At 39.8% G+C, this 11679-nt stretch carries 13 protein-coding genes; 3 read left to right on the top strand and 10 right to left on the bottom strand.

The window, feature by feature from the left end; genetic code table 11:
• Positions 1-191: 191 nt before the first annotated feature.
• From CV014_RS29535 to CV014_RS29500, 10 genes are all read right to left on the bottom strand, one after another.
• Entirely contained in the window at positions 192-533 is a 342-nt protein-coding gene (locus CV014_RS29535) for a DUF5615 family PIN-like protein (RefSeq protein ID WP_236145260.1), read from the bottom strand.
• A gap of 3 nt (positions 534-536) precedes the next feature.
• Positions 537-863: a DUF433 domain-containing protein gene (locus CV014_RS29530; protein WP_236145259.1), complete on the bottom strand. Its 327-nt coding sequence runs from the start codon at positions 861-863 to the stop codon at positions 537-539.
• Between the two features lie 199 nt (positions 864-1062).
• Entirely contained in the window at positions 1063-2871 is a 1809-nt protein-coding gene (locus CV014_RS29525; RefSeq protein WP_236145258.1) for an ABC transporter ATP-binding protein, read from the bottom strand.
• A complete protein-coding gene (locus CV014_RS29520) occupies positions 2846-3793 on the bottom strand; it encodes a hypothetical protein (RefSeq protein ID WP_236145257.1) in 948 nt (315 codons plus the stop codon). Before CV014_RS29520 ends, CV014_RS29525 begins: the two co-directional genes overlap by 26 nt.
• Positions 3794-4042: 249 nt before the next feature.
• On the bottom strand, positions 4043-4174 hold the full coding sequence (locus CV014_RS30305; protein ID WP_264082501.1) for a hypothetical protein: 132 nt from the start codon (positions 4172-4174) through the stop codon (positions 4043-4045).
• Positions 4175-4394: 220 nt separating this feature from the next.
• A complete protein-coding gene (locus CV014_RS30300; RefSeq protein WP_268964972.1) occupies positions 4395-4526 on the bottom strand; it encodes a hypothetical protein in 132 nt (43 codons plus the stop codon).
• Between the two features lie 111 nt (positions 4527-4637).
• Complete coding sequence (locus CV014_RS29515; protein ID WP_236145256.1) at positions 4638-6566, bottom strand: lasso peptide isopeptide bond-forming cyclase; 1929 nt, start codon at positions 6564-6566, stop codon at positions 4638-4640.
• 8 nt (positions 6567-6574) lie between these two features.
• Positions 6575-7033: a lasso peptide biosynthesis B2 protein gene (locus CV014_RS29510; RefSeq protein WP_236145255.1), complete on the bottom strand. Its 459-nt coding sequence runs from the start codon at positions 7031-7033 to the stop codon at positions 6575-6577.
• A complete protein-coding gene (locus CV014_RS29505) occupies positions 7017-7322 on the bottom strand; it encodes a PqqD family peptide modification chaperone (RefSeq protein ID WP_236145254.1) in 306 nt (101 codons plus the stop codon). Before CV014_RS29505 ends, CV014_RS29510 begins: the two co-directional genes overlap by 17 nt.
• A gap of 540 nt (positions 7323-7862) precedes the next feature.
• Entirely contained in the window at positions 7863-8759 is an 897-nt protein-coding gene (locus CV014_RS29500; RefSeq protein WP_236145253.1) for a DUF1186 domain-containing protein, read from the bottom strand.
• Between the two features lie 313 nt (positions 8760-9072).
• On the opposite strand from CV014_RS29500, the gene CV014_RS29495 reads away from it, so the two are divergent.
• The 3 genes from CV014_RS29495 to CV014_RS29485 form a co-directional block, all read left to right on the top strand.
• Positions 9073-10027 (top strand): IS630 family transposase gene (locus CV014_RS29495; RefSeq protein WP_236140973.1). Its coding sequence is split into 2 segments (ribosomal slippage): positions 9073-9416 and positions 9415-10027, totalling 957 coding nucleotides; the frame shifts between segments, so codons are not numbered across the junction.
• Positions 10028-10070: 43 nt separating this feature from the next.
• Positions 10071-10403: a hypothetical protein gene (locus tag CV014_RS29490; protein WP_236145252.1), complete on the top strand. Its 333-nt coding sequence runs from the start codon at positions 10071-10073 to the stop codon at positions 10401-10403.
• Positions 10404-10444: 41 nt separating this feature from the next.
• Positions 10445-11679 (top strand): NB-ARC domain-containing protein (locus tag CV014_RS29485; protein ID WP_236145251.1); only part of this gene is annotated, 1235 nt, incomplete at its 3' end.

The raw sequence follows: 11679 nt of genomic DNA, 5'->3' as shown, positions 1-11679 counted from the left end.
GTACTTATGTCTACACTCCTATCTAAAGAAGACCTCAACGAAAAAGAACTACAACAAATTAATCAAATATTTGACCGCATCAAAAGAGGATTACTCAAAGTAGTAGATTAGCAAGCCAGGAAACAGGTAACAGGGAAACCATATTTATCATTAATTCTGTTTAACTACTAAAAAATTACACTTGTTTCATCTCAATTAGCAGGACGTACCACGCGAAGTAGTTTCCCTTCTAAATTTACCTCTGTTCTTACAGCTGCATCTATCCTGTTCGCAAACTGTTCCCAGTTACGATTATTGGTACAAACAACAATGCCGAAGTGCTGGGAATTACGACGATGCAGACGGATGAAATCATCTCTATTGATAGTTAGTATGGCTCGCTCTTGACCGATGGCAAATATCAATACCTCTTCATCAGAAATGCTTTGCTCTGCATTTCCTGCTTCCTGAACTGTCAAGACATCGTGTCCTAAAGTGCGTAGTAATTCCACGACTGGAAACGGAAACTGCTCATCCGCGTAAAAGCGAGCCATTGACTAAGCTACCTCATTTCGCTCAATTGCTAGTTCGATTTCATCAGGATACGCTTTTGCGTACGCCCAAGCATTAGCTAAGTCTTCCTCTGTGATACTGGGATAGCTCGTCAACAAATCAGCATCACTGTATCCCATACGGTGAGCCTCCACAAGCACCCAGACGGGAATACGAGTGTGAGCAATGCGCGCTTCGCCCCCACAAACTTTAGGGGTTCTCTCAATTCCTTGCCAGTTACCACCAAGACTTTGAGCAAGTAACTGTATCGCCTGTACTTTTTCACTAGGGCTGAGGGCGAGAAGTTGTTGCTCTAAGTCTTCGAGTTTCACGGATATCAATCCTCTGATGTTGAGAAAGCTTGTATTGTTGATTCTATCATTTTCAAAACTGAGCGTTTGGCTTGAAAGCTTCTAGGCAAATACGCATCAGTAAAATATAGAAGAAACATTATTTTCTTCCCCTACACCCCTACACCCCTACACCCTTACACCCTTTCTTGAAATTTTGATTGGAACTTGCTGCTGACTCCTAGATCAGATATTGCTGTGCTTGAGTTGCAAACAAATAAGCATAAGTCCCGTTCATCTCCATGAGTTGGTCATGAGTGCCGCTTTCTACAATCATGCCATTGTCCATCACATAAATGCGATCGGCCATTTTCACTGTAGACAGACGATGACTAATTAAAATAGCAGATTGGTCTTTAATTAACTGGCGGAATTTTTCAAACACTTCATACTCAGCTTTAGCATCCATTGCACTAGTAGGTTCATCTAGAACAATTAATTGGGAATCTCTTAAAAACGCTCTAGCTAAAGCAACTTTTTGCCATTGACCAATACTCAGTTCTTCCCCTTGAGAAAATAGTTGCCCCAGGGTAGTATCATAACCTTGCGGTAACTTAGAAATTACATCATCAGCACCAGAACGTCGTGCCGCAGCCATAATACTTTCTGCTACTGGTGGTAAGTCAATGTTGCCAAACCAAATATTTTCCTGAGCAGTAAAATTATACTTAGCATAGTCCTGGAAAATCACACTAATTTCACGGCGTAATTCCGCAATTTTAAAATCTCTAATATCAACACCATCAATAGTAATTGAACCAGTAGTAGGATCATATAATCGACACAGAAGTTTAATTAATGTCGTTTTACCTGAACCATTTTCACCCACTAAAGCTACAACTTCACCTGGTTTAATAGTCAAGCTGACATTTTTAATAGCTTGACGACTGCTATTAGCATATTTAAACCCTACATTCTGCACGATAATACCAGTTTTAATAGATTGAGGAAAAGGCACGGGATTTATAGGGTCAGCTAACTTGGGTTCGAGTTCTAGAAATTCGTAGAGATTCGCTAAAAATAGATTATCTTCGTAGAGAGCAGACATACTACTCAACAAATTTTTAATATCACTTTCTCCACGCTGTAATGCTTGAGAATATAAGACTAAATCCCCTAGTTTTAAGACACCTTGAATAGTTTGAAAAATAATAAAAGTAAATACACCTAAAACTACAACACCTGAGATAGTTTGAGCAATAAAATTACCAATAGCTTTTCTAGTATCAATAGCAATGCTTTCTTGATAGATTTGTTTTCTAATGCGGAGATACCATTTACCAAAATAGTCTCCTAAGTTAAATAAACGAATTTCTTTAGCGAATTGCTCTGATGTTAATATCCAACCTAAATATTCTGATAGCCGTTCCATCGATGTTTTTTTGCGTCGCCAGTCATACATCACCCGCGCATATTTCACCCGCACAAACATAGCTGGAAGAGAAATCACAATTAACACCCCAGCTATCGACCAATGTAAGGATAACAATAAACCAATCATCCCCAACAAAGAAATACTACTTTGCCCTAATTGCGCCAACCGATTAATAATTAAAGGCGGACGATAACGAGCTTCTTGTTGCGCCCGTTGCATCGTGTCATAGTAGTGAGAATTTTCGTAGTATTCTAGGTCAGCCGCTATAGATTTAGCATGAAGAATATCTTGAATATAATCTGTCACCTTCTGAGCATGGGCATTATTAACCAACTCAGCCAAGGCATTACAAATAACCGTTGTAATAGTTACAACACCAGCAATGATAACTAGAAAGATAATCTGATTAATAATAGCGACTTTATCAGCAGTTGTGAAACTAGCAGCCACCGTATCTATAATCAGCTTGGCTATATATATAGATACTAAAGGTAAAATACCCTGAATCACTAAAAGTAGTGTACGAGCGATCGCCCACTTTGGACTACTTTGCCAAACTAAACGCAACGCAGGCAAAACACGCAGCCTATCATATAACCTTCTCAAAACCCTCATGAAACCTCCGCGCCCCTTTGTGTTGAAAACTCCCCATTCCACACCGCACATGATCCTCTACATACCTCGCTACCTCAGACAACAAAGGTAAAGAACGAGGCCTTTGTAACCGATAAATCGGCACACTCTTAAGTATTTCCACACACTGAGTCAAATGCTGTTCACGATTAATAGCTTCCTGTAGAGAACGAATTCCATAGGAATTAGTAATTAATTCTAAGATAGCTGCTTGCCTCTGCACTTCCTCAATTACCAAGTCATCACTATCCACAAGCACATACAGACTATGCAAGCGTTGTAGCTTGCAGTGAAAATCCTCCTCACAACGATAAGCATACTCACCCAACAAAGGATGCAAATAAATCAACGATGCTAAATCATACCCGCAGGTAGTAGCCACTTCTGGACTCATCTTCATTTGCGGATAGCCAGGTAATACCTTAACTGGAGAATCTAAAATCACAGGAACAATATCATCAGAAACAATCTTGTGACCACGCGCCAGCATAGCGGCGGCGGCGGAAGACTTACCCGCACCAGAATATCCCAGAAAACAGATCACTTGGTCATCAACTGCAACTGCACTAGCGTGTAATAACAGTGAAAATCCCTGTTGATAAAGCGAAATCCCCATCGCGCTACCAGACAAACACAACTGCATCAGTCTTTGGTCTGCATTGGGTGCGGGAGTAACAATCACTTCCTTACCATTAATAATGTGAAAGATACCTACACCTTTCATTGCAACTATTGTTTCCTGTGGTGAAACTAGTAGATATTCTCTCGCCTGGAGAGGTTCAACATATCCCAAGCTACTATTTTTAACCGTAACAGTAATATCACAGTCGGTATCAGCTTCTAATAGCTCAGGTAAAACGATATTGGAATGTATGCCTAAACCATACGCCCAGTATTTATACATTGTGAAATTATTTTTGATATATGCAATGCAGCACCAAGAGACAACTGTAGATCAATCTTAGTTGCTCTTGGGGCTTGTGATAGCTATGATTGAAACACGTTCATACCAAACTCTCCAAAATCAAGCTACAGATGTGAGTCTGCACCACCAAACTACATCTGACGCGCTTAATTTTGGATAGGGAATCGGTATCAGTCTAGGAAGTTTGTCTGGGGATAAAATTAGCGAGTCATCCTCAGACAGATTCCTCTAAGCGTCACTTACACCAGCAACGCCAAAGTCATCAGATGCTCCTAGTTTTTTAGGCTTTACTTGTTCTGTGATGGCTTCAACATTGCCGTAGACGGTGACAGTAGGTGCTGTCCAAACTTTCTTATTCATGAACTCTACTCCTGTTTGTAGATTAAGTGAATTTGCACGTTAATTAGGGAAACACGCTCATCATCATAGGGATGTGCGATACCTTAGTCAAGCCATCCTAGTAGTTCACCAATCCAAAATTGCTAGGCTAAGGCAAGCAGGGGGAGCAGGGGGAGAAAGAGATTTTTTTGCTGCTATTAACCTTGCAAAGTTCTCTTGGCAGACTACTAGCTAGATATAACTAGGGATCGCTCACACCGGGAACACCGAAATCGTCAGAACTGCCCAATTTTTTGGGTTTAACTTGCTCTGTAATGGCTTCGATGTTGCCATAAATTTTGACAGCAGGGGCTATCCAAACTTTCTTATTCATTGCGTAAGTTCCTCAAAAGTGAGTGACTTTGTTAATCACTAGAGGTTTTAAATAAAACCCCTAGTGGCTAATTCGTAATTTTTCATGTTTCTCCTGAGAGTGAATGTATTACTAGATTGCGGTCACTCCTGATTGCTTCATCCATAAAGCTAAGTTGACAGCAACGAAAATATCTACTGATTCTGCATCTGCGGTATTAGGTTCAGCAATATAACGAGAATATGCTGTTTTAAGGGCAGGTATATTTACATACTTTTCTATCAGATGGGATTCTTGAAAAATAACTTGCTCTAGAGTGGCTTTTTCATCTCCCAAAAGTCTCAGACGGAAGTTAGCACCAAGATTACCTTTACCTTGTCGCCACTGTACTTCCCTGGGTAAAATTCCTTCCATTGCTCTGCGTAAAATTGAGCGTGTCCAGCCTTTGTGTAGTTTTTGACTGGAGGGGATAGCTAGACAAAATTCGATCAAACGGCGATCGCAAAATGGATGACGAGCTTCTAAACCAAAGGCGGCGGCGGTTTTATCTAACCATTGCAAAGCATAGCGGACTGAGCCATTATTCAGTGATAGCCAATGTGCTTCCCTCGCAGAAATGGAAGATTTTTGATCCATTAAAGATTTCACTGTTTCGCTTTGAATGCGTTCCGCCATCTTTACCTGTTGGGCAAATTCTGGATTGAGTAAGCTGAGAGATTCAGTTAAATAATTATCTGTTTGGTAATTACCGCGTACTCTTTGGATGACTCCCACAACTGGTTCTGGAACAACTGATTTCAAACCGTAGTTCCAAAAGACATGACGGGTTGATTTGCGCCATACATTGGCTAAAGTTTTGCTTTCTTCGAGCAATTTCAGCCATTGGAAAGAAGCAGCTAACTCCGATAAATATTGAAATCCATAGGTAATTGTCGTATCACCATCAATACCTGTGAATAGGACTCGCACATTCTGCTCGGATGCAGCTTTAAATACAGCCCAATCCATATAGAAATTTGGTGCGGGGATGGGTTCTTCACCATACCAATAAACTTGGTCTACATCCATCAAAGGACTTAATTGATCTGCATGGACGTGGTGAGGTTGATAGCCATCTTGAGCTAAAACCGCCGCCATGTAGGGACGTTCATCAATTTTGGGTGAGATTTCCGCCAAACTCGGAAAGATGGCTGAGAAAGTATGTAATTTGTGTCTACCTCCAGGAGCTAATAGTTGTCTGGCTGTACAAGCAATGGATGAGGAATCTAAACCACCACTAAGGGTTGAACCGATAGGGAAAGCACTCCGCAGTCTACAGTTGACAGCTTCAATAAAAATTTCTCGAAAAGCTTCTACATACTGCTCATCTGAAGATAATCGGATTTCATAGTTTAAATCAGGAGACCAATAGGACTTAATTTCAGTTCGATGGGGATTGATAATTAAACTTTCTGCGGCTCTGAGTTCTCGAATCTCACTGTAGAATGAGTCTTCTTTGCGACCACAAAAGAGGATTTTTGCCAGATAATCTGCAACCATTGCTTCGTTAATCTGACAAGGGACACCAGGAAAGGTCAACAAAGCTTTAATTTCAGAGGCGAAAATAAATGTTTGCCCAAACCTATAGTAATAGAAGGGTTTAACTCCCATTGCATCCCTAGCACAAAATAGCTGCTGCTGATGCTGATCCCAAATTGCAAAAGCAAAATCACCAATGAGGTATCTGGGACAATATTCACCCCATTTTTCATAGGCGGCTAATATTAAATAACTATCGGTGATTTTTTCGGCGGGATAATGCTGAATTTGCAATGCAGAGATTAATTCATCGCGATTATCTATTCTCACATCGGCTGTGAGAACTAAATTTCCCGTGGAATTGAGCATGGGTAACTTCTCTTGCAAAGACTCAGGAGTAGTCCACAGCATTCGATGACCCAAACCGATAGACTCAGAAAACCAGATATCTGCCCCATCTAGACCACGATGAGCGATCGCATCTACCATTAGGGTGAGTTGTTCACGGTCTACTGGTTTTCCATTGAGATGGTAGATCCCCACAATCCCACTCATAATAAACTCCTCGGCAAAGTTGGCAAGGGTGTGTAGGATGACAGATTACTCAAATAGCCTATGATCACTTTTCCTTGGTGTTCTAGCCAAGCATGAGCTTTGAGTTTTCCTTCCTCATCTTTGGTAACTCCTATGCGGAGTTCCGGCGCATCACCCCGTTGATTCATCAAAACTTGGCAAGTCAAAGCACGGGCTAAACATTTCGCTCCTGGTATAAAATTAGTGCTGACATCAACAGCCCAAATAATTTTATGCACAGGAGTTAGTGAGGCTTTAGGGTTTGGTTGACCTATCCTATCTAGAATCCGTCGTAGGATGCTAAATGGTAGTAACCATAATCCCCCATTGACTAAACCCAATAAAATCAAAGTCTTAATCAACAAATAGCGATCGCCTACGGCGAGGCGTAGCCTATCGCAATGACTAAGGCGCAAAAACTTAAACAGGCGCGTCATTATGAATATTGATCAATCCTTTAGCAGCTAAATCTTCTAGTAGAACCCTAACTTCGCGATCGCATATTTCCGGTTCTACATCATACTCCAGCAATAAAGCCGCTTGAATTTCCTTCACCGTTTTGGGAACTTGAATCAGATTCCAGACGCTAGCCCCTACTTGATTCAAACCATAATAAACTCCTGATTTGATATCCAGTATGACTGCTTCTCCCTGTAGTTCTGAGTAAACCTGCTCTTTACTCACCTCTACCCTGGAATGCTCAGATATTATTAGCTGTACTGACATTTTTATTCCAGTGAAATTACTTACATCTAGCCTTGATTAATCTCTCGATAATATATAACACCTCATAGTAAACACTGCCATGTCCAAACAGTATCTTTACTCATTGTTTTTATAAACTCTAGCTTTATGAAGTTGTCGTAAAGCTAATATCAACAATCATATGTTTTTTGTAAGTAAGCGATGCCAAATCTGCCAACCATAAGTATTTACAGCCAGAGTGTGTGGGTAAAAACTTATCGTTTTCGTCAATATATCTTATGGAGGATATTAGTATCAAACGCAGCACACTGTTGGATATAAAAACACATTAACAAGATTTAGTTAATGTATATAAATAACATTACTTATATTAGCGAGATTGTGCGTTTTCAGACTCTTGTATACTTTCTTGTTCATGTTTTTGGCAGGTATACAGTGGGAAACACATCCTCCTGACTTGAAAAAGGGGTGTAGGGGTATAAGGGTATAGGGGTGTAAGAGAAAGACTTTTTCATGTTTTCTTGTGTACGCAGTTCATGATGGCTACTTAAGTTATGCTGTTTATTTTTTCTGAGAGCGATTCTTTTTACGAGACTGTTCCTGCATTTTTCTTTTCTTCTTAGACTTAGCTTTAGTTTTAGATTGTTTAGTATTTATTAAAGTAAGAATTTCTGGGATAATCGAATTATCATCAAAGCCTTGTGATGTTTGTTGCTGTTGGAAACAAGACCAGTTTTCCATCTCGGAAATCACACTTTCAATAAATGAATAATGTGGATTTTCTTGCAGTTTCTTTATAGACATTTCTATGCCAATTTCTAAAGCATCATTGACATCATCTTCATCAATAAACCATAAGTCAATTAAATCTTCTGCAAAAGCTTTATCAATTTCTTCCTTCAGTTCAACAGCACAAATTAGCGCGCTATTACTTACTAAATCAGTCAAAATATAATCAGAATCTTTTCTCTCTAAGGTAGAAAATAATTTGCCATAATATTCTATAACTTCTGCCCTAGAAATAACTCCTTGAGCTACCAACACTAATAATGAACCTACAGCAGCACCTCTAACGTATACATCGGCGTTGGGATTTTCTATTAGTTGTTTTACTGGCTCAATATCTCCACCACTAACAGAAGCTAGTATCCTGGCTAAATCCTCAGTGACTACATCTCCAGTGATGTCTAATGTCGCTTCTCCCGGCACTGAGAAAAACTTAATAATTACAGGGTATGCTAAAGGTTCTCTAAATTGCGCGAGTAAATATAAGGCGTAAATGTGGAAAATATAGTCTTCTTTTGCTAATAACTCTTCGAGGTTATTACTCAAATTTTCTAAGGTCGATAATAATACAGGAGTGATAGCTTCTCGTTCTTCAATAGCTCTTTCTAAAGCTAATCTAGGAAAAGTTCCAGTGTTGTTTTCTAATTCGGCTAAAATTTCTGCTAGTTGCATCTGTCAAAAATTGGTATTCAGTAGATATTGATTGTTTAAACTGGCATAGTTCATGTGTTCTGTCGAAGATACCACAGAATATATAACTAAAAAAATCTAATGCTGGCTGAAATTGTGATGTATATATAAATACGCTAACATGAGCTTGTATAACTAACTGTAGTTAATCTCGTAAATTTATGGATATCGCTTTAGTAGTAAAATTGCTCGCTCCTTGTCTACCATTTCTGCTGAATGCGGGTGGTATAGCCTTTCCCAGTCTGCTGAAGTACAATTGAGCAAATAAAGCTGTACATACTAGTCTAGGGTAAAAATGAAAGCATATTCCCTCGATTTGCGTCAAAAGATACTGGATACATATTTAAAAGATGGAATATCACAACGAAAGTTAGCAGAAAGATTTGGTGTAACTTTAGGATTTATAGAGAAATTACTGAAACAGTATAGAGAAACAGGAAATATCGCACCGAAAGTCAGAACACAACAAACGCCACCAAAGCTAAACTCTCAGCAATTGAATGTGCTTCAGGAAATAGTAGAAGCCAAAAATGATGCCACTTTATCAGAAATTCGGGAGCTACTCAAACAAAAAACAGGAATAACCATTGGAATTTCGACAGTAGACAGAATGTTAAAGAGGATGGAAATTAGCTTAAAAAAAAACATTGCACGCCGCAGAAAAAGATACTCCAAGAGTTCAATCGTTAAGATTACAGTTTTGGCTACAAATACGAGGAATACCAGCCCAAAAGCTGATATTTCTAGATGAAGCCGGAGCGAATCTATCTTTGGACAGACAGTCTGCTCGTGCCAAAAAAGGTGAAAGAGCGCATGGTCAAAGACCGCAAAAACGTAGTAAAAATGTTTCGATAATTGGTGCAATTGGTTTGAGAGGAGTCGTTAGCCAATACAGTATTTTAGGAGCGACTGATGGTCTAACATTTGAGGCTTATATTTCGCAAAAACTAGTTCCGAAACTGAAGAAAGGTGATTATGTAATCATGGACAATTGCTCAATTCATAAAGGTGGGGATATTGAAAAACTCATCGAATCTGCTGGAGCTAAGTTGATTTATTTACCACCGTATTCTCCTGATTTTTCACCCATTGAAAATTGTTGGTCAAAGATTAAGAATGCACTCCGTTCTATCGGTGCTAGGAGTTATCCAGATTTAGTAATAGCAATTGAAACTGCTTTTAGCCAAGTCTCTTTAGATGATATTTTTAATTGGTTTACTCATTGTTGTTATTGTACTTCACTAGACTGAGAAAGGCTATAAAGTCGCAGAAGGAGCTGCTCAAGCAGTCGGTGTGGATGTTTGGAATAAAGCTAAGGCGATTTGGGCTAAGTTACAGCCTAAAGTAGAGGCGAAGGAAGCCGCCAAAGAAGCTGCTACAGATGTCGCTCAAAGTCCAGAGGATGAAGCTTTAAGAACCTGTTTGCAAGTGCAACTCAAAAAGATTTTGGATGCTGATCAATCACTGGCGGAGGAAATCGCCAAGATTTTGCAAGAAACAAAATCTAATGATGGCTCTGTCAGCCTCAACGCTCAAGCTTACGACGAAAGTATACAGGTAAATACAGCAGGTGATGTTAATCAGCCAAACTATGACTTTAGCAGAAATATCAACAGCCCAAAGTAATTAACCACATTGCTGTTTTTGGTACTGCACAGCAAGAAATAGTGGAGTGGCTAGAACGCAGTACCAAAGCAGAATCGCCGGGGGTTCTCAAAGCTGGGAATCCCGGTAAAAGTTTGGCTTATTGGCAAGGACGAAGCACAGAAATTGCCCAAATACAGCAATGGTTAACTGATGACAATATCTTTTTAATTGGTATAGAAGGCATCGGTGGTACAGGTAAATCAACACTGGCGACGAAAATTTATGATGAAATTGCAGGTTTCCCCAAGCGATTTTGGGCAGATGTCAGTAATGGGGCAGGTTTTAGCGATTTAGCCAGAGAAGTATTAACACAGTTCGGCTTTCGTGTGCCAGAACAAGAAGCGCAGTTAGTAGAAGCGTTAGTTAATTGCTTGCGTTCTGGGCAATTTTTACTGATTATTGACAACCTAGAAAGGTTATTACAACCTGATAGGCAATGGGGAAGTTTATTTTACGGTGAGTTTTTCCAAGCATGGGTGGAATCTGGTAGTAATAGTAAGGTATTAGTCACCACCAGGGAAAGACCACAATTAAAAGGCTTTCAATGGTTATCTCTGAGAGGTTTACAAGTAGAAGAAGGGGTGGCACTGTTAACAGCATTGGGTATTAAAGGGGATTTAAAAGAGTTTGTCAAATTAGTAGATGGGCATCCCCTACTGTTGAGATTGGTAGCAGATTTATTAAAGGAAGAATATTCACAAGACCCGAATTTAAGCAGATTAGCAGATTTAGGTTTAGGGAATTTGCGGCAGTTGTTGACAGATCCCCAAGTGGTAGGTGTGCATCGCCGGGAAAATGTGGGGATGGTGTTGGTATTGGATGCCAGTTTTGCGAGATTGAGTGAGTTACAAAAGGCGTTATTGCAGAATATTAGTGTCTATCGTGGTGCGGTTGATAGTGCAGCAGCCGTGGCGGTGTTGCCAGGAAATGCAGAACCAGAGATTGAGAAAGAATTGCGGAATCTGGTGAAGCGTTCTTTGTTGGTAGAACAACTCGATGGGAAACGGCGATTTGGGTTTCAGCCTGTGGTGTGGGAGTATGTGCGGTATAAAGCAGGCGATCAAACAGAGGTGCATCAACGAGCTATTGATTATTATCGCTCAATTGCCAAACAACCCCCTTGGACAACAAAAGATGATGTTCAAGAATACTTAGAAATCTTTCATCACTTTTATGAGTTGCAAGATTATGACTCTGCTTTTGATGCGCTTTGGGTTTGCGATGATTTTTTAACCTTGCGGGGTTATTACATCGA

This window comes from Nostoc sp. CMAA1605 (assembly GCF_021596505.1).
In the GTDB taxonomy this organism is placed as follows: Bacteria; Cyanobacteriota; Cyanobacteriia; order Cyanobacteriales; family Nostocaceae; genus Trichormus.
Note: the sequence above shows the minus strand (reverse complement) of the source record. Positions and strands in the feature narration are given on the sequence as shown.

Excerpts from the sequence above, each read along its gene's own strand:
- CV014_RS29535 (WP_236145260.1), bottom strand. The coding sequence starts at position 533 with ATGGCTCGCTTTTACGCGGATGAGCAGTTTCCGTTTCCAGTCGTGGAA.
- CV014_RS29525 (WP_236145258.1), bottom strand. The coding sequence starts at position 2,871 with ATGAGGGTTTTGAGAAGGTTATATGATAGGCTGCGTGTTTTGCCTGCG.
- CV014_RS29520 (WP_236145257.1), bottom strand. The coding sequence starts at position 3,793 with ATGTATAAATACTGGGCGTATGGTTTAGGCATACATTCCAATATCGTT.
- CV014_RS30305 (WP_264082501.1), bottom strand. The coding sequence starts at position 4,174 with ATGAATAAGAAAGTTTGGACAGCACCTACTGTCACCGTCTACGGCAAT.
- CV014_RS30300 (WP_268964972.1), bottom strand. The coding sequence starts at position 4,526 with ATGAATAAGAAAGTTTGGATAGCCCCTGCTGTCAAAATTTATGGCAAC.
- CV014_RS29510 (WP_236145255.1), bottom strand. The coding sequence starts at position 7,033 with ATGACGCGCCTGTTTAAGTTTTTGCGCCTTAGTCATTGCGATAGGCTA.
- CV014_RS29505 (WP_236145254.1), bottom strand. The coding sequence starts at position 7,322 with ATGTCAGTACAGCTAATAATATCTGAGCATTCCAGGGTAGAGGTGAGT.
- CV014_RS29500 (WP_236145253.1), bottom strand. The coding sequence starts at position 8,759 with ATGCAACTAGCAGAAATTTTAGCCGAATTAGAAAACAACACTGGAACT.